This window comes from Bacteroides caecigallinarum (assembly GCF_016901995.1).
GTDB lineage: Bacteria > Bacteroidota > Bacteroidia > Bacteroidales > Bacteroidaceae > Phocaeicola > Phocaeicola cellulolyticus.
This window is the reverse complement of sequence record NZ_JACJLE010000006.1, coordinates 18572-36214: the sequence shown is the minus strand read 5'-3', so window position 1 is coordinate 36214 and position 17643 is coordinate 18572. Positions and strand designations below refer to the sequence as shown.

The following is a 17643-nucleotide window of genomic DNA, read 5'->3' as shown; positions in this document are numbered from 1 at the left end:
TAAAACGGTAAGATTATGAAGAGAAGATTTTGTTTAATGATTATGGCAGTTGCAGCCTTTATGTTTGTGTTGCCTGCCGGTGCCTTCGATTTGGGCGACGTCAGGGTTAATGCCCGCTTCCTGACTGACAGGATGGCATTCGAACTGAAGTTGAACGAACGTCAGTATAATGATTTGTATGAGATCAATTTCGACTTTTTCAGTAATGTCGATCCTTATCTGGCGGCTTTGTCAAGGGCGGATGCCAGAGCCATGGATGCGTACTACAGGTATCTTGACGAGAGAAACGATGACCTGAGATGGATATTGTCGAATACGGCATATGTGAAATTCATGTCGATAGACTATTTTTTCCGTCCTATATATGCAATGAATAATGTATGTTATGTACGTGTATATAAAGTTTATCCAGACAGACGTTTTTACTATTACGGATTGCCTCCGCACTATTATACTTACAGAGGAGCACACGCACGTGCACATTGTGGTGGAGTAAGTTATTATAAGAAGAATTTCAGAAAGTATTATAACCACAAGGTATATGCGGGACATTATCAGTGTCGCCCGGAACACAGACCGCATGATTTTGGAAGACCTGAACCTCCGTTACGTCCGCCACGTCAGGTGTGTCCGCCGTCACGACCTATTCCTCCGTCAGTGTCACGTCCGCCAAAGCATGACAATGACAAGCATGACAGATACGAACGACGCAACGAAAGAAAGGAGAAAAGGAGCAATGTCAGAAAACCGAATGACAGGAACTTTTCACGTAGCGCAAATGAAAGCACCCGTAGAATAATGCGGGAAATTTGAAACAGCATCAATTAATTCTTTTTATTATATCTCTCTTGTTACAGTTAGTATTTTTTTTCTAAGGAAATGTTTTCAGGATAATAAAAGCCGGCCATACTTATTTGTGCGTAACAAATTGATATGGTCGGCTTTTGATATAGTGGTTTATATATCCGGATTATTTCAGTGTCAGAGGCACTCCTTTATAGAAATCAAGAATCTTCGTACGGAATATATAGTCGTATTTGGCCTGAAGCTTTTCCGAGATTGCTTTCATCCAGCTTGTACGGCTTTCGTTGTATTCGGTGGCATTGGCCTTACCTTCTGCATATTTTTCTTTCATAAGGTTGAAAGATGCTTCTGCAGCCTCGTCGGCTGTCAAGCTGCTCTGGTATCTGCTTTCAGCGCCAAGTGCATTGTAATATGCTTGTTGTATTTCTTTGTATAAGGCTTTTTTGCTGTCTTCAAGTTGCCAGTTCAGGGTGTTCTGCTGTATTCTGGCACTTCTTACCTGGTTCCTTGTGCCGAAGCGGTTGAATATGGGAACACTAAGCTGGAAACCGAAATACTGGCTGAAATTGTCCCTTAACTGTGAACCGAATACAGGATTCTTCATGCCTGCTACCTTGTAATAGTTTGTACTAAGGCCGGCTCCGAAGCTTAATTGAGGGAAATAAGCGCTTTTGGCTATTTTCACTGACTTGGCGGCTCCTTCAAGACGGTATTGTGCCGCTTTAATTGATGGTTTGAACAGTATAGCCTGATTGTAAATGTCAGTAGGTGAGGTTATGCTGCTCATATACTCTTCCATCTCGGCTGTTGGAGACACAATGGAAAAGTTGTCCGGTGATGGAAGTTCCAGCAATTGGCTCAAATCCAGTAAAGCCAATTTGTAGTTGTTGTCTGCCTGTACAGCCGACAACTGGTCCTGTGCCACTCTGGACTTTGCCTCAAGCCATTCTGCTTCAGATGCCTTTCCGGTTTTGAAATATGCTTCCTTTTGCTCTAGCATTTCTTTGCTGAGTTCAACCTGTATGTGTGCCACCTGGGCAAGCTCGTCGTTGAAGAGTACTTGCAGATAGGCTGACGCAACCTGTATGCTGATGTCTTCTTTTGCTTTATTCAGGTCTTCGGTTGCAGCCTGCAGGTTAAGTTTTGCAAGGGCTATGTTGTTAGTTATCTTCAGTCCTGTGAAAAGCGGTATGCTTGTATTCAGGCTGAATGCCGTGTTTTGGGTGTTAAGGCTTTGATACGTATTGTCTGCCTGGATGCTTCGTCCGAAGTTGAAAGAGTGCGATGCACTGCCGTTCAAGTCCGGCAATCTGCTCCATTTGGCTGTATTAAGCTCTACTTCGCTCTGCTCTTTTGACGCTTCCTGCTGTTTGATATTGAGATTGTTCTCTATGGCATGTCTGATGCATCTTTCTAGGTCCCATTTTTCCTGTGAGTATGCATTTGCCGATAGCAGAATCATCAAAGCCGAGGTTATGATTATGTTGTTCTTCATTTCAGTTTCCGATTAAACTGTTATACATTATTCTTTCTTTAGTCCGCGGACAAACTCGTTCTCTTTCAGTCCTGATTTTATTTCAACGTTAATTCCGTCGCTGACTCCGGTTATGACACTTTTACGCTCGAATTTCTGACCTGACACGCTGTCGGTGAGCAGGAATACGAAAGTGGAGTCTCCCTTGAATTCCAATGCGCTTTCGGGTATGCTGAGCACATCGTTTGCTCTCTGAAGTTCCATTTCGGCATTTGCACTATATCCTGAACGGATTGTAACACTGTCGGGCACTGTAATGGCAGCTTTGATTTCAAACTGGTTGGCTCCGTTGTTTTCCACGCTTTTAGGTGAAATGTATTCCAATGTTGCGTTGAACGACATATCCTGTAGCGCACCTAAAGTAATCTTTACAGGTATTCCTACGGCTATTTTTCCAACTTCTGTTTCGTCAACGTTTCCACGGAAAATGAGGTCGCCCATGTCGGCAACGGTTGCAATTGTCGTACCGTCATTGAAAGTGTTACTCATGATTACCGAGTTACCCACTTTAATAGGTACGTCAAGTATCAGTCCGTCGATAGTGGAACGTATCAGTGTGCTGCTGAATGAAGCACTGTTCTTGGTTATACCTTCCTTGATGATTTCCAGATTGTCCTTTGCTGCCTGTATCTCTTCGCGTGCCTGTTTGGTTGTGAGCAATGTCTTTTCATATTCTTCGCTGCTGACCAGTTTCTTTTCGTAAAGTTTTTCCATTCTTTCAAGGTCAATTTCTGCCTGGCGGCCATTCATCTCGGCCAGACGCACACGGCTTTCTGCAGAATTGAGCTGTCCCAATTCAGGAATAACTTTCACTTTGGCTATCACTTCTCCTTTTTTTACTGTTTCTCCGGCTTCTTTATATACTTCTGATATGATACCTGAAATCTGTGGCTTTATCTGTACCTCGTCTCTAGGTTCTATCTTTCCTGTAGCCACGGTTGTTTGTACGATGTTTGATTTTACTACTTTCGATACGTTGTATTCAACGTCTTTTGGCTGTGATTTCTGGTAAAGGAATACGAAAGTTCCGATGAACAGCAGTGCTATGACTACCATTATACCGATTCTGATAAATTTCTTCATATGATTTGTTTTTTTAAGTTTCCTGTTTTTATGTGTTATCTAGCTATAAATGACTGACAAATAACTCTTAATTTTTCATTATTAATTTTTAATTATAAATTGAACATCACTCATCCCTTATAGCCTCGATTGGTTTTATTGCCATTGCCCTGAAGGCAGGTGCCAGTCCGGCAAGCAGTCCAAGGATAAGCAGTAAGACGCAGGCTCCTATGGCTCCCCAGAAACTGATTTGGAAGTGTGCTGCCGAGGTAGGCGAGGAGAGTGCCTCTTCTACAATATTCAGAAGGAAAACGGCAAAAGATATTCCGCTCATACCTGCTATGATGGTAAGTACCATACTTTCTGTAAGAATCTGGCTGAGGATGTCGTTAGGACGTGCGCCTATCGCTCTGCGGATACCTATTTCAGTGGTTCTCTCTTTTACTGTGACCATCATTATATTGCTCACGCCAATAGCTCCTGCCAGTAGTGTTCCCAGACCTACCATCCATCCCAGAACTTCTATGCCGGAGAACAGATTGTCCATCATTCCGAACATGGCTTCGGCATTTACACTTATCACAGCCTGCTTGTCATCGGGGTGTACATTGTGTGCCCGTTTTATTACCGATTCTACCTTCTTTTGGATTTCACTCACCGAGTATCCCTTTTTAACGGTAAAACTCAACATCTGGATTTTGTCTCCGAAATTATAGTTCTGCTGCATTGTAGAGAATGGTATAATGATTGATGTTTCAGCCTGTCCCTGAACGGACATGTTTCCTGCAGCCATATTGACTCCTATTACCTGATAATATATTCCGCTGACTTCAATGTATTTGCCGCATGGATTGCTCTTGTCAGGAAAAAGACTTTCAAAAATTCTGCTGCCTAACACACAGACTTTTCTCCTGTTCAGAATATCCATATCATTGATGTAACGTCCCATAGAAATTTGCGGCTCTTCTATTTTTGAGTATATAGGATAGAGTCCTTTTAGGGTACCGGAGGTTTTGTTTTCGTTGTAAACCATTTCTATTCCCCATTTGGTAATATTTGGAGTTACAACTTCTATCTCCGGAACGCTGCGTCGTACTCTTTCCACATCAGTGTTTGTAAGTTCCCAGAAACGTCCCTGCTGGAATCCTTTATATGCCTTGCTTGTCTGGTTGGTACCCATAAAACCGGAGTTGGTCGCGAATCCCACGAACTGTTTTGCCATAAGATCCTGCACACCCTTCGTCCCTCCCATGAGGGCAACAAGCATGAATATTCCCCAAAAGACACCGAATGCCGTTAGCAGGCTTCGTGTCTTGTTCCTTGTTATGGTGAGGATTATCTCCTCGCATGTATCCAAATCAAATCGTCTCATAATCAGTCTGCTCTAAGTGCTTCAATCGGTCGTATCATTACAGCCTTTCTTGCAGGGAACAGTCCGGCAAGCGTTCCGGCTATTATCAGTGTAAGAGTGGCTTGTATGGCAATGCTTATATCGACAGTAGGATTTTCGAAGAAAGTCATTGAGAAGACTCCTGCATCCACCACTTGCTTGCCTGCTACTATATTCATGTATTCTGTGGTGGCAATTCCCGCAACCATGCCTATATATCCGAAGAATGTTGTAATTACTACGCTTTCGGATATGATGAGCCAAAGAATGGAAGAAGGCTTTGCCCCGAGTGCTTTCCTTATTCCGAACTCGTGTGTTCTTTCTCTGACCGTAATAAGCATGATATTGCTTACACCTACGATTCCGCTAAGCAGAGTGAAAATACCTACTACCCATATCGAGATTTTTAGGATATTGGTTGCCGACTGCTGTTGCAGATATTGTGTAAATCTGTTCCAGATCCATATCGCGCTGTCATCGTCGGGAGCAAAATTGTTGTTCTTGCCTATTGCGGCGCGGTATTCTTTTTCAAATTTATCGTTTGTAGCCTGGTCTGTAAGATTTTTTGTGGCAAATATTATATTGTCGATACTGTCACCCTTGCTGTATATCAGCTGTAGGGATGTGAATGGAATAAGCGCGCTTGGTGAGAAACTGTTCTGGTCGGAATATATACCTATTACCTGATACATGACACCTTGTGATGTGATATATTTACCTATTCCTTCAGTGTGTGGAAACAGTATGTCGTATGTCTTCTGGTGAAGTACGATAACTTTTCGCATTTCATCCATATCACGCTTGTTGATAAATCTTCCCCTGACAAGTTTCATCGGTTCCATCTCCGTGTGGTTAGGGAATACACCGTCTATGGTGATGCTGACATTTTCTTTGCCGTATGTCAGTATTCCGCTGTGACTTGTTGTGGCTCCTACTGTAGTGATGTTGTCTTTAAATCTTTTTGAAGTGATTTTCATATCGCTTTCGTTAAGCGATATGTTTCTGCCTTCGTTCAATCCGTTGAATGCTTTTGATGTAAATCCAGGATAAATCTTCATGGAATTCATCTTCATATCTGCCGACTGGTTTTCGAAAGCATGGATAAGTCCGTTTCCGGCTCCCAAAAGGACAATAAGCATATATATTCCCCATGCTACGGCAAATCCTGTGAGTGCCGTACGAAGCTTGTTGCGCATTATTGTACCGTATATTTCTTGAATAAGATCTGTCATTTCCCTATGTGTTATTTCATAAATCCGTTTTTTCCGAACGGTGATGCGTTATGATCGATATTGTCTTCTATCTTTTCTATAATACCGTCTTTTATATGGATTATCTTGTTTGTCTGGTTGGCTACACCGCTTTCGTGTGTCACTATAATGATTGTAAGGCCTTCTTTTTCGTGCAGCTCTTTAAGGATATTCATTACTTCTACCGAGGTCTTGCTGTCAAGCGCTCCTGTAGGTTCGTCCGCCAGGATTATTTCTGGTTTTGAAATCAGGGCTCTTGCTATTGCCACTCTCTGTTTTTGTCCTCCTGACAGTTCGTTTGGCATGTGGTGTGCCCATTCCTTCAGACCGAGCTTGTCAAGATATTCCATTGCAAGCTCGTTTCTTTTCTTTCTGCTTACTCCCTGATAATATAGGGGCAGGGCTACATTTTCCATTGCATTCTTGAACGAGATTAGGTTGAAGGACTGGAAAATGAAACCTATCATTCTGTTTCTGTACTCGGCTGCCTTAGTTTCGCTAAGGTCCTTTATAAGTACCCCGTTCAGGGTATATTCCCCTGTGTCATAATTATCAAGAATTCCCAGTATATTAAGTAATGTGGATTTTCCCGAACCGGAAGCTCCCATGATAGAAACAAATTCCCCTTTTTTTATTTCAAGGTTAATACCTTTCAGTACGTGCAGTGGAGCACCGTTGTGGTAAGTCTTGTTTATGTCTTTTAAACGAATCATTTTTTAAGTTGATTAATAAATTCGCGGCTAAATTAGGAAAAAACTTATAGATTCGTATTAATATTTATTTGAAAAATTTGTGAGATTATTGTCTATTGTATATTTTTGTCTCAATAATTAACCCTAAACAATAAATGTCATGACTGTAAATATGGAAAAACCCTATGTGGTTGGTATGGACATCGGCGGTACAAATACCGTTTTCGGTGTAGTTGATTCTCGTGGAAACGTGTTGGCTTCAGATTCAATCAAGACTCAGGAACATGAGGAAATAGATGAATACGTTGATGCAGTGTGCAAAAAACTTATTCCTTTGTTGCAGCAGTTCGGTGGAGCTGAAAAGTTCAAGGGAATGGGTGTTGGCGCGCCTAACGGAAATTACTATAAAGGAACTATAGAATTCGCTCCAAATCTTCCTTGGAAGGGGGTTATTCCTTTGGCAGCGATGTTTGAAGATAAGTTGGGAATACCTACTGCTCTTACAAATGATGCCAATGCGGCTGCAATCGGTGAAATGACATACGGAGCTGCACGCGGGTTGAGAGACTTCATAATGATTACACTTGGAACAGGTGTTGGTAGCGGTATCGTTGTAAACGGACAGTTGGTTTACGGTCACGACGGTTTTGCAGGTGAGCTTGGTCACGTGGTAGTAGAACGTGACGGTCGTCTTTGCGGTTGCGGACGTAAAGGATGTCTTGAAACATACTGCTCGGCTACCGGTGTTGCGCGTACTGCACGCGAATTCCTGGTTGCACGTTCAGAACCAAGTTTGCTTAGAGAGATTCCTGCAGAAGAAATCGTATCAAAGGATGTTTACGATGCAGCTATCAAAGGTGACAAGCTTGCTTTGGAAATATTTGAATATACAGGAACAATCTTGGGTAGAGCATTGGCTGATTTTATCGCGTTCTCAAGTCCGGAAGCAATTATTCTGTTTGGAGGTCTTGCCAAATCAGGTGATCTCATCATGAAACCTATACAGAAGGCTATGGATGAAAACGTTCTTAAGATATATGCCGGTAAGACTAAACTGTTGCTTTCACAGCTTAAAGATGCAGATGCTGCCGTATTGGGTGCAAGTGCATTAGGTTGGGAAGTGAAGGAAGATTAATCTTTAAGTAATATATACATAAAAAACTCATCAGGTGTTTGGTATGATACCTGATGAGTTTTTTTATGCATATATCCGATTATTTCTTATTATGTTTCTTCCATATGTATGGTCGTAATACATAATAACTGAAAATACTGCCCAGTATTACGCCTGTGATGTTGGCCGCAAAATCCAGCCAATCGCCACCTCTTGTCTCTGTCAGTGTGGCTTGACCTATTTCTATGAGTCCGCTCATGACAATAGGGCATATAATTCCTCCTATTATAAGATGTCTTTTTATCAAAGGAAAGTGTTGCCTTATATGTTCAGACCATAGAATGACTGTAAGTCCTCCGTACATACAGATGTGTACTATCTTATCGAGATTCTTTATCTCGTTCAGTGATGTTTGCGGAGGTTTGAAAAACGACAAATAAAGTATTGCCGCTATCACCAGAATAGATAATGGATAACGCTTTAAATATGTAATCATGTTATAAATATTAATTTTCCCGCCAAAAATATGATATTTTTTGTACATTTGTGCCGCTAAACAGTTCTATTTATTATTTAATATGTTTTTTTATGCAACATCATCACGACAGAGTTAGTTTTGGAAGTAAATTGGGTGCGATATTGGCGGCGGCAGGTTCAGCAGTGGGATTGGGTAATATATGGCGTTTCCCTTACGAAGCGGGTAATCATGGTGGTGCTGCTTTTATCCTTATATATTTGGGATGTATCTTCATATTCGGTTTGCCGATAATGGTAGCCGAATTCACTATCGGGCGTAGTGCCAAAGCGAGTACCGGAGGATCTTTCAGTGTTCTTGCTCCCGGCACAAACTGGAAATGGGTGGGATATTTGGGCGTTCTTACCGGTTTCCTTATCTTGGGATATTATTCGGTTGTGGCAGGATGGACGTTGGAATATCTGCTTCAGTCGGCTATAGGAGGTTTCGAAGGAAAGGATGCTAACGGCTTTATTGCTATGTTCAATGAGTTTTCGTCCGATCCGTTACGTCCTATCATATGGCTTACAGTTTTCATGCTGCTTACACATATTGTAATTGTCAAGGGTGTGAAAGACGGAATAGAGCGTTCGTCAAAGGTTATGATGCCTGTTCTTTTCATTCTTGTAGTTCTTCTAGCAATATGTTCTGTCACTTTGCCTGGAGCTGAAAGGGGTATAGAATTCCTTTTTAAACCTGATTTCAGTAAAGTCACTCCTGAAGTATTCTTGGGAGCTATGGGGCAGGCTTTCTTTTCGATGAGCCTTGGTATGGGATGTCTGTCAACTTATGCATCATATTTTGGAAAGGAAACAAGATTGGGACATACGGCGATGAGTGTCGGAATAATTGATACGTTCGTCGCGATACTGGCCGGTATAATTATATTTCCGGCAGCTTTTTCTGTTGGAATAAACCCGGGTTCCGGTCCTTCATTGATATTTATAACATTGCCAAATGTGTTCCAGCAGGCATTTTCCGCAGTGCCGTTATTGGCGGTGGTATGTGCTATGGCATTCTATCTTCTTCTTGCATTGGCGGCGCTTACTTCAACAATTTCACTTCACGAGGTTTCTACTGCCTTTCTCCACGAAAAGTTCGGACTTACACGTGGAAGGGCTGCGACCATTGTGTCTTTGGGTTGTTGGTCTATAGGTGTCGTTTCATCGCTTGCACTGGGAGAATGGAGCGGATTCAAGATTGCTGGTATGAACTTCTTTGATGCCTTGGATTATCTTACAGCAAAAATCATGTTGCCTGTTTCCGGTATGTTGTCTGCTATCTTTGTCGGATGGGTACTAAACAAAGCTATCGTAAAAGGTGAGGCTACAAATTATGGCGCGTTGAAATCTACTTATTATCCTCTTTATATTTTCATTTTGAAGTTTATCGCTCCGGTCGGTATAATGCTTATTTTTCTTAATGAGTTGGGACTTTTCTAAAAAGCATTATATATGTGGAAGGATTGGTTCTTTTATTCTCGCGGACAGCGTAGGGCAATAATATTTTTATTGTTGGTTCTTATTCTGCTGATATGTATTTTGGCGAGCGAAAATATCGGGAATAACAGGACTGAAATTGCTATTGATCCGTTGAAAATTGCTGATTCTTTGTATGTCAGGATTGATAATGACAAGCGTAATCGTGACAATTACAGAAGATATAAAGATAAAGAGCCTGTATATAAGAAGAATAAAAAGCAGTCTTCTGATTTTTCCTATGAGCATAAGAAGGAAGAGAATAAAGAGATAAAGAAATATCCTAAACAGGAGAAATTCAATGCAGGAATCATAATTGATGTAAATACCGCCGACACGTCAATATTGAAGAAAATTCCTGGCATAGGAAGTGTCATTTCAAGAAATATTGTGAACTATAGAAACCGTTTGGGAGGGTTTTACAATACCGCTCAATTACTAGAAGTACAGTATGTCGATTCTACATTGCTGAAATGGTTTGAAGTCAAGTCTGATGTTTTCCGTAAAATCAGAATCAATAAAGCCGGAATAGATGAATTGCGTTCGCATCCGTATATGGATTTCTATAAGGCCAAAGCTATTATTGATTTCAGACGTAAGAGAGGTTCTATAGATGGTATGTCTCAGATATCAATGTTCGGGGAATTTTCGGAAGAAGATATAGATAAGCTAAGTCATTATTTTTCGTTTGAATAGGGAGTTAGCAGTTCTTTTCCATTATATGTTATCAGCCGTTTGGCAACTGTCCGGTTGAACATTCACCTGACAATTTCCAAACGGCTGATAAATATTTTAAAACTATTGTGGCTGTATAGTTTATTTTTCTACTGTATATCCTGCAGATTTTGCTATAAGGACAGGTATTTGTGTGTTGTCCAATCTTCCGCTGAAGTTTTCAGCTCCGGCTCCGATAGCAAATACAGGTACATATCCTGCAGAGTGTCCGCCACTTGTCCATCCGATAAGAGCTATTTCGCTTACTATACGTTTAGCCTCTGCGGCAAGAGCTTCATCGCGTGCATACTCACTTTTTTCCATTTTGGCATTCTGACCCTTCAATGTGTTTTCGTAAACATTTACCAGGCGTTTTTCCTGTTCCTCTGAAAGCTTTATTTCATCCCAAAAACCGAAGTTCTCTTTCAAGGCTGTCTTTACTGATTCCCATGGAACATTATTCTTATATTTCTTACGCAGTGTATTCAGTACTTTGGTAAATCCGCTTTCGCTCATTTTCTGGTTATCCAGTGCTTTCAGGTTAAGTCTGTATTCTCCAGTTCCTAATACTATACCACCGGTTTCATGGTCGGCTGTTACCACAATAAGTGTTTCGTCAGGATGTTGTTTGTAGAATTCGTATGCTTGCCTGATAGCCTTGTCCAAATCCTGCACTTCGCGGAAAGCAGTTGCTGCATCGTTGCTGTGGCATGCCCAGTCTATTTTTCCGCCTTCCACCATCAGGAAGAAACCTTTACTTAAATCTTTTGAAAGGAAATCTATGGCAGAACGTGTAATTTCTTCCAGTGTAAGATCTTTCTCTGTTCTGTCTATAGCATATGGAATGGCACTTCTGTCTTTTGATGAGGCTTCTTCACTTTGGAAAAGGATCATCTTGTCGGCTTTAGCGCTTTTCTTGGTATAGTCATTATAACCTCTGGCGATAGAATAACCGTATTCGTCAGCCATTTTGTAAAGGTTCTTTGCGCTTTTGTCTTCCTTATTGTCCGGTTCCATAAAATCTGAACCTGCGTAGAAATCAAATCCTGCGGCATAAAGATCGGCACCAATGTTGTAATAGCTTCCGCGTCCTGCTTCGTGGGCATAGAATGCAGCCGGAGTTGCATGATCGACGCTGACACTTGTTGCTACTCCAACTTTACGTCCGCTGTTTTTTGCCCATACGGCAACACTGTTTACAGGAGTTTCAAGGTCTTTCAATACACCGATAGCACCGTTTTTTGTCTTGTTGCCTGTAGCCAATGCAGTACCTGCTGCGGCAGAATCGGTAACTCCGTTTGTTGCGGAGAAAGTGGTTGCGACCGTAGATACCGGAAATTGAGTGAAACACAATGGTTCGATGGCTATTTCGCCTTTCATTTCACCCTGGAAAAGTTCTGTTCCCTGTACCTGGTTTACACCCATACCGTCGCCGATAAAATAAAATACATATTTAGCCTGCTGTGCAAAGCTCCAATTGCACGAAAGTAATACGAGAGCAAATAATAAATGGAATTTTTTCATTGTTGTTTGGTTTTTGATTTGTGCAAAAATAAGAAAATATTGTGTTTTAGCTTTAGTTTAATCTTTTTTTACGTTTAAATAATGGATAAAATCCGTTTTTGAAAGTTTAGATATTACAAATAAATTATTTATGATTATGTCTAAAGTCTTTTATCTGGTATCATTGCCTCTGATTTTTTGTTCATGTAAAAATGAATTGCCGTTTAATGATGATATGGCTGTAAAATTATTTGTTGAAGTAGGGAACTCTCCATTTTCAAGAACAGTAACTTCAGTTGACGGAAGTGTTGATTTCCGTGAAAATGATATTACAGGCATGTTTATAGAGAATATTGATAATCCTGTTGAGTGGACATACAGGAATGGCAATTGGGCTACGGAAAACAGTATGATGTGGGAGAACCGTACTGATGATTTTGAGTTCCTGGCATATTATCCGTGTGTACAAACCGATAATGTATTGCGCTCTTCTGTCCCTATGCCTGATCTGTCTGTACAGTCAGGTAATATATCTGATATCGGCGAAAAAGACTTTCTGGTAGGAAAATGTGTTACTTCTTATTCTGATAATAACGGAATTGTATCTTTCAGTGGGGAAAATTCTTTTGTACACGTTTATTCTCTGTTGCATCTGAGTGTCATCAATGACGACCAGTCACAGTCATTTTCCATGAAAGAGTGTAGCTTTTCCGGCGAGGGTATAGTTACTCCTCATGTCTATTCATTCGATACATCATCTGAGGGAATGAAGAAAAGTGGATCTGATGACATCTCAGTATTACGGATTAATGATTTGTCTTCTTTGTCGGCTGTTACTGTACTTATTAATCCTGTCACACTGCAGACGCCGCTTAGATTTACATTGAGATATATTTCCGGCGACAAAGAATACGAGGCTTCAGCCAATTTGGGTAATAATTTTGCAGGTGGAAGTTTCAATAAAATTACATTGAGGGTTATTGACGGTAAACTGGTGATGACAGGTAATGAAGTAACGGATTGGAATGTCATAACGTTGGATGAAGTAATATTAAATGGGGCTTCGGTGTAATATAATGTCATTATTTTGTAATACATAAAGAAATTTCTTGTAATTTTGCACTTTCAAAATCATTTAGAAACTCTTTTAATTATTAGTTGCACGTATGAAAGCACTGAAGGAACGGATATTGCGCGACGGAAAATGTTTTGAAGGTGGTATCCTTAAAGTTGATAACTTTATCAATCATCAGATGGACCCTATTCTGATGAAATCCATGGCGGTGGAATTTGTAAGGCGTTTTGCCAGTACCAAAATTAACAAAGTGCTGACTATCGAAGCAAGTGGTATCGCTCCTGCCATCATGGTGGGCTATTTGCTTGAACTTCCCGTAGTCTTCGCAAAGAAAAAGAAACCAAGCACAATGGAGAATATGCTCACCACTACTGTTTATTCTTTTACTAAAGACAGAAATTATGATGTATGCGTAAGCAGCGACTATCTGTGTCCTGGTGATAAAGTGCTTTTCATTGACGATTTCCTTGCCAACGGTAATGCTGCCAAGGGTATAATAGACTTGGTTAACAAGGCGGGAGCTGAATTGGTAGGTATGGGATTCCTGATTGAGAAATCATTCCAACACGGAGGCGAACAGCTCAGAAACATGGGGGTACATGTAGAGTCACTCGCCATCATTGAAAGTCTTGACGACTGTAAGATTGTTCTTAAAGAAGAATAAAAACTCATAAACTCAAAAACTCAAATCAACAAATGGAAAATGAACAGAATGTAGCCCCAGGCGAGGGGCTGATTTACGGACTTAACGACCGCCCACCTTTGAAGGATACCATTTTTGCGGCCTTGCAACACTTGCTGGCTATTTTCGTGGCAATCATCACTCCTCCGCTTATCATAGCAGGAGCGTTGGGACTTGACATCGAAACTACCGGTTTCCTTGTTTCCATGGCACTTTTCGCGTCTGGTATTTCTACTTTCATACAGTGCAGAAAGGTAGGACCTATCGGTTGCGGACTTTTATGTATTCAGGGAACAAGTTTCTCTTTTATCGGTCCTATCATTTCAGCCGGACTGACAGGAGGATTGTCCTCTATTTTCGGAGCAACTATTGCTGCTTCTACTGTCGAGATGCTTATCAGCCGCGTGCTTAAATATACACGTAAGATTATCACTCCGCTAGTGTCGGGTATAGTGGTTACCCTTATTGGTATGAGCCTTATCAAAGTAGGTATATCTGCATGCGGAGGAGGTGTAACGGCACAGAATGACGGTACTTTCGGAGCGTTCCAGCACGTTGGTCTGGCAGCTTTGGTTCTTGTGCTTATCATAATCTTCAACCGTAGTTCGAACCGCTATCTCCGCATGAGTTCCATCGTTATAGGTCTTCTGGTGGGATATGTCGTAGCCTGGGCTTTGGGTATGGTAGATTTCTCGTCTGTGCAGAGCTATGGAGGTTTCAATATTCCTATACCTTTCAAATATGGTATCTCGTTCGATATCTCTGCCATCATCGGTCTGGGACTTGTCTATCTTATCACAGCCATTGAGGCATATGGCGATGTGACTGCCAATTCGCTTATTTCAGGCGAGCCTGTAGAAGGAGAGAAGTTTGTAAAACGTGCTTCGGGAGGTATCCTTGCCGATGGTTTCAACTCTATGCTTGCAGGTATCTTCAACTCTTTCCCTAACTCGATTTTCGCACAGAACAACGGTATGATTCAGCTTACAGGTGTTGCCAGCCGCTATGTGGGATATTTCATTGCAGGTTTCCTTATCCTGCTCGGTTTATTCCCAGCGGTAGGACTTGTGTTCTCGCTTATGCCTGAGCCGGTACTTGGAGGTGCCACTCTGCTGATGTTCGGTACTGTGGCGGCAGCCGGAATACGTATTATCGCTTCTCAGAAGATTGACAGAAAGGCTACTTTGGTAATGGCATTGAGTTTTTCTTTCGGTCTTAGTGTTGAGCTTGTTCCGGAGATACTTTCTCAGTTGCCTGAAACTGTAAAGAACATATTCTCGTCAGGTATCACTACAGGTGGTCTTACAGCTATTCTGGCTAATATTCTTATCAGAATAAAAGAATAACATTGTTTTAATATCAAAATAAGGGCGATGGCTGCCTTGTTTGTGGACGGCCATCGCCTTTTTTATGTCTTGTCGTAGTTGGCGTTACACGTTCGTGTTACACCCGTTACACGTTCGTGTTACGCTCGTTGCACGTTTGTGTTCCGCCCGTTACACGTTCGTGTTACGCCAATTATGTCAGAGAATTTCATCAAGGGTGTCCATTATTTTCACGTGAGGATACATTTCAAGTTCATATCGAGTGGTCATCCCGTGCAGTACACCTGCGAAATCAGCTCCGGCGTTGCGTGCCGTCTCCGCATCTACGGTGCTGTCGCCGCAATACAGGACATCTGCTGTTTCTAATCCCAGATGACCTATGGCGAACATCAATCCCTCGGGCGAAGGCTTTGGAGTTTTTACATCCTCTCCGCCTACGATTATGTCAAGAAATCCTTCAGGCAGTTTCGTTTCCAACAGTTCCATTATTCTGTATCTGTACTTTGTAGAGATTATTCCGATTTTTGCTCCTCTTTCCTTCAGGCGTGAGAGCACATCGAGTGTTTCCGGAAACAAAACTGTGTTTGCTGTCATTAGTTTGTCGGCTTGTGTCACATATTCTTTGCGGTAGGCGGCCAGAGTTTCTTTATCGTCTATGCCTGTAAGTATAGTGAATGATTCCTCAAGAGTTTTTCCTATGGTACGCTTTATGGCTTCGTCGCTGATGCCTTCATGTCCGTGCGTGGCGAGTACATTTCTGAAACACATAACTATGCCGCGTGACGAGTCGGCGAGTGTATAGTCGAAATCGAAAAGATAAGCCTTGTAAGTTTTCTGTATCATTTGGTTATAAGTTTTTATTTCGCGTAAAGGTAATGCATAATGAGGGTTATCCAAAGTAAAACATGTTTTTTTGTTTTCAGATTGTAGTTTGAGCGATTTTTTTTGTAACCTTTATACCTTCATGCTTATGCATATTTTCTGAATTTTTTGTACTTTTGTTCCGCTTAAACTAATTTAATTGTTTTAAAAGAATGGGAGGTTTTTTTGGTACAGTCTCTAAGGCTGAATGTGTGACCGATTTGTTTTACGGCACAGACTATAATTCTCACCTTGGCACAAAGCGTGCCGGAATGGCTACTTACTCTGCCGGTGAGGGTTTCATGCGCGCTATCCACAGTTTGGAAAGTTCTTATTTCCGCACTAAGTTCGAATCAGAGTTGCCGCAATTTAAAGGAAATGCAGGTATTGGAGTTATAAGCGATACCGATCCGCAGCCTATTATGATAAACTCTCACTTGGGCAAGTTCGCTATAGTGACAGTGGCAAAAATCAATAATGAAGAGGAGTTGGTAAATGAGCTTCTTTCATCGAACATGCATCTGTCGGAAATGAGTATGGGTAAAACCAATCAGACGGAACTTGTAGCATTGCTTATTGTTCAGGGAAAGGATTTCGTGGATGGTATAGAGAATGTATTCAACAAGATAAAAGGTTCTTGCTCAATGCTTATTCTTACTGAAGATGGCATAATCGTTGCGCGCGACAAGTGGGGACGTACTCCGATTATCATCGGTAAGAAGAATGGCGCATATGCTGCAACTAGTGAGTCGAGCAGTTTGCCGAACCTTGATTTTGAAATAGAAAAATATGTCGGCCCGGGAGAGATTATCCGTATGCGCGCCGATGGACTGGAGCAGATGCGCAAACCTAATGACAAAATGCAGATCTGCTCTTTTTTGTGGGTTTACTATGGTTTCCCTGTTTCTTCATACGAAGGAAGGAATGTAGAGGAAGTTCGTTTTATGTCCGGTTACAAGATGGGACAGACTGACGATTCTGAAGTGGACTGCGCTTGCGGTATTCCTGACTCCGGTGTAGGTATGGCGCTGGGTTATGCCGAAGGAAAAGGTATTCCTTATCATCGTGCAATAGCAAAATATACTCCTACTTGGCCTCGCAGCTTTACTCCTAGCAATCAGAGTATGCGTTCGCTTGTGGCAAAGATGAAACTTATACCTAACCGCTCTATGCTTCAGGGTAAGAGACTGTTGTTCTGCGATGACTCTATTGTACGTGGTACCCAACTTCGCGATAATGTGAATATTCTCTATGATTACGGAGCAAAAGAGGTACACATGCGTATAGCTTGTCCGCCGCTTATTTACGGATGTCCGTTTATCGGTTTCACTTCGTCAAAGAGTGACATGGAACTTATCACACGCCGTATTATCAAGGAAATAGAAGGTGATGAGAATGCTAAACTTGACAAGTATGCTACTACTGATTCTCCTGAGTATAAGGAACTGGTGGAGCGCATCAGGTCTCGTTTCGGACTGACTTCGCTGAAGTTCAATACCCTTGAAACTTTGATTGAGGCTATCGGACTTCCTAAGTGTAAGGTTTGTACACACTGTTTCGACGGTTCAAGCTGTTTCTGATATAAATAAGACATATATAAAAAAACTCCGCAGGTCATCGTACCTTGCGGAGTTTTTTAATATAT

At 41.5% G+C, this 17643-nt stretch carries 16 protein-coding genes; 8 read left to right on the top strand and 8 right to left on the bottom strand.

The window, feature by feature from the left end; all coding sequences use genetic code 11:
• Positions 1–15: 15 nt before the first annotated feature.
• Positions 16–813, top strand: a complete 798-nt coding sequence (locus H6A61_RS02630; RefSeq protein ID WP_204390698.1) for a hypothetical protein — start codon at positions 16–18, stop codon at positions 811–813.
• Positions 814–970: 157 nt separating this feature from the next.
• Here the strand turns inward: H6A61_RS02630 and H6A61_RS02625 are convergent, their stop codons facing one another.
• From H6A61_RS02625 to H6A61_RS02605, 5 genes are all read right to left on the bottom strand, one after another.
• A complete protein-coding gene (locus tag H6A61_RS02625) occupies positions 971–2299 on the bottom strand; it encodes a TolC family protein (RefSeq protein ID WP_204390696.1) in 1329 nt (442 codons plus the stop codon).
• A 27-nt stretch (positions 2300–2326) separates the two neighbouring features.
• Complete coding sequence (locus tag H6A61_RS02620) at positions 2327–3421, bottom strand: efflux RND transporter periplasmic adaptor subunit (RefSeq protein WP_204390694.1); 1095 nt, start codon at positions 3419–3421, stop codon at positions 2327–2329.
• A gap of 106 nt (positions 3422–3527) precedes the next feature.
• Positions 3528–4772: an ABC transporter permease gene (locus H6A61_RS02615; protein WP_204390692.1), complete on the bottom strand. Its 1245-nt coding sequence runs from the start codon at positions 4770–4772 to the stop codon at positions 3528–3530.
• A gap of 2 nt (positions 4773–4774) precedes the next feature.
• Entirely contained in the window at positions 4775–6022 is a 1248-nt protein-coding gene (locus H6A61_RS02610) for an ABC transporter permease (RefSeq protein WP_154044308.1), read from the bottom strand.
• A gap of 11 nt (positions 6023–6033) precedes the next feature.
• The gene (locus H6A61_RS02605) at positions 6034–6753 is read right to left on the bottom strand and encodes an ABC transporter ATP-binding protein (protein ID WP_204390690.1); all 720 of its coding nucleotides are present in this window, start codon (positions 6751–6753) and stop codon (positions 6034–6036) included.
• Between the two features lie 139 nt (positions 6754–6892).
• Between H6A61_RS02605 and H6A61_RS02600 the strand changes: the two genes are divergently transcribed.
• Positions 6893–7867, top strand: a complete 975-nt coding sequence (locus H6A61_RS02600; protein ID WP_204390688.1) for an ROK family protein — start codon at positions 6893–6895, stop codon at positions 7865–7867.
• Positions 7868–7946: 79 nt separating this feature from the next.
• Here the strand turns inward: H6A61_RS02600 and H6A61_RS02595 are convergent, their stop codons facing one another.
• Complete coding sequence (locus tag H6A61_RS02595) at positions 7947–8342, bottom strand: VanZ family protein (protein WP_204390687.1); 396 nt, start codon at positions 8340–8342, stop codon at positions 7947–7949.
• 92 nt (positions 8343–8434) lie between these two features.
• Between H6A61_RS02595 and H6A61_RS02590 the strand changes: the two genes are divergently transcribed.
• Both H6A61_RS02590 and H6A61_RS02585 read left to right on the top strand, forming a co-directional pair.
• Positions 8435–9802 carry a sodium-dependent transporter gene (locus tag H6A61_RS02590; RefSeq protein WP_204390685.1) on the top strand — a complete coding sequence of 456 codons (1368 nt, stop codon included), beginning with the start codon at positions 8435–8437 and terminating at the stop codon, positions 9800–9802.
• 12 nt (positions 9803–9814) lie between these two features.
• Entirely contained in the window at positions 9815–10534 is a 720-nt protein-coding gene (locus H6A61_RS02585; protein WP_204390683.1) for a helix-hairpin-helix domain-containing protein, read from the top strand.
• 120 nt (positions 10535–10654) lie between these two features.
• Here the strand turns inward: H6A61_RS02585 and H6A61_RS02580 are convergent, their stop codons facing one another.
• A complete protein-coding gene (locus tag H6A61_RS02580) occupies positions 10655–12076 on the bottom strand; it encodes an alkaline phosphatase (protein ID WP_204390681.1) in 1422 nt (473 codons plus the stop codon).
• Between the two features lie 136 nt (positions 12077–12212).
• Here H6A61_RS02580 and H6A61_RS02575 point away from each other — a divergent pair, with 136 nt between their 5' ends.
• From H6A61_RS02575 to H6A61_RS02565, 3 genes are all read left to right on the top strand, one after another.
• Positions 12213–13127, top strand: coding sequence for a fimbrillin family protein (locus H6A61_RS02575; protein ID WP_204390679.1), 915 nt, complete (start codon positions 12213–12215; stop codon positions 13125–13127).
• Positions 13128–13221: 94 nt separating this feature from the next.
• The gene (xpt, locus tag H6A61_RS02570) at positions 13222–13794 is read left to right on the top strand and encodes a xanthine phosphoribosyltransferase (RefSeq protein WP_154044316.1); all 573 of its coding nucleotides are present in this window, start codon (positions 13222–13224) and stop codon (positions 13792–13794) included.
• A gap of 32 nt (positions 13795–13826) precedes the next feature.
• The gene (locus H6A61_RS02565; RefSeq protein WP_154044317.1) at positions 13827–15158 is read left to right on the top strand and encodes a nucleobase:cation symporter-2 family protein; all 1332 of its coding nucleotides are present in this window, start codon (positions 13827–13829) and stop codon (positions 15156–15158) included.
• Between the two features lie 177 nt (positions 15159–15335).
• On the opposite strand, the gene H6A61_RS02560 is transcribed toward H6A61_RS02565, so the two are convergent.
• A complete protein-coding gene (locus H6A61_RS02560) occupies positions 15336–15980 on the bottom strand; it encodes an HAD family hydrolase (RefSeq protein ID WP_154044318.1) in 645 nt (214 codons plus the stop codon).
• Between the two features lie 191 nt (positions 15981–16171).
• On the opposite strand from H6A61_RS02560, the gene H6A61_RS02555 reads away from it, so the two are divergent.
• Positions 16172–17578 (top strand): amidophosphoribosyltransferase, encoded by a 1407-nt coding sequence (locus H6A61_RS02555; RefSeq protein ID WP_154044319.1) that lies wholly within the window; start codon positions 16172–16174, stop codon positions 17576–17578.
• The last annotated feature ends 65 nt before the right edge of the window (positions 17579–17643 follow it).

Excerpts from the sequence above, each read along its gene's own strand:
- H6A61_RS02560 (WP_154044318.1), bottom strand. The coding sequence starts at position 15,980 with ATGATACAGAAAACTTACAAGGCTTATCTTTTCGATTTCGACTATACA.
- H6A61_RS02585 (WP_204390683.1), top strand. The coding sequence starts at position 9,815 with ATGTGGAAGGATTGGTTCTTTTATTCTCGCGGACAGCGTAGGGCAATA.
- H6A61_RS02625 (WP_204390696.1), bottom strand. The coding sequence starts at position 2,299 with ATGAAGAACAACATAATCATAACCTCGGCTTTGATGATTCTGCTATCG.
- H6A61_RS02620 (WP_204390694.1), bottom strand. The coding sequence starts at position 3,421 with ATGAAGAAATTTATCAGAATCGGTATAATGGTAGTCATAGCACTGCTG.
- H6A61_RS02605 (WP_204390690.1), bottom strand. The coding sequence starts at position 6,753 with ATGATTCGTTTAAAAGACATAAACAAGACTTACCACAACGGTGCTCCA.
- H6A61_RS02580 (WP_204390681.1), bottom strand. The coding sequence starts at position 12,076 with ATGAAAAAATTCCATTTATTATTTGCTCTCGTATTACTTTCGTGCAAT.
- H6A61_RS02575 (WP_204390679.1), top strand. The coding sequence starts at position 12,213 with ATGTCTAAAGTCTTTTATCTGGTATCATTGCCTCTGATTTTTTGTTCA.
- H6A61_RS02600 (WP_204390688.1), top strand. The coding sequence starts at position 6,893 with ATGACTGTAAATATGGAAAAACCCTATGTGGTTGGTATGGACATCGGC.
- H6A61_RS02615 (WP_204390692.1), bottom strand. The coding sequence starts at position 4,772 with ATGAGACGATTTGATTTGGATACATGCGAGGAGATAATCCTCACCATA.
- H6A61_RS02630 (WP_204390698.1), top strand. The coding sequence starts at position 16 with ATGAAGAGAAGATTTTGTTTAATGATTATGGCAGTTGCAGCCTTTATG.
- H6A61_RS02555 (WP_154044319.1), top strand. The coding sequence starts at position 16,172 with ATGGGAGGTTTTTTTGGTACAGTCTCTAAGGCTGAATGTGTGACCGAT.
- xpt (WP_154044316.1), top strand. The coding sequence starts at position 13,222 with ATGAAAGCACTGAAGGAACGGATATTGCGCGACGGAAAATGTTTTGAA.
- H6A61_RS02610 (WP_154044308.1), bottom strand. The coding sequence starts at position 6,022 with ATGACAGATCTTATTCAAGAAATATACGGTACAATAATGCGCAACAAG.
- H6A61_RS02565 (WP_154044317.1), top strand. The coding sequence starts at position 13,827 with ATGGAAAATGAACAGAATGTAGCCCCAGGCGAGGGGCTGATTTACGGA.
- H6A61_RS02595 (WP_204390687.1), bottom strand. The coding sequence starts at position 8,342 with ATGATTACATATTTAAAGCGTTATCCATTATCTATTCTGGTGATAGCG.
- H6A61_RS02590 (WP_204390685.1), top strand. The coding sequence starts at position 8,435 with ATGCAACATCATCACGACAGAGTTAGTTTTGGAAGTAAATTGGGTGCG.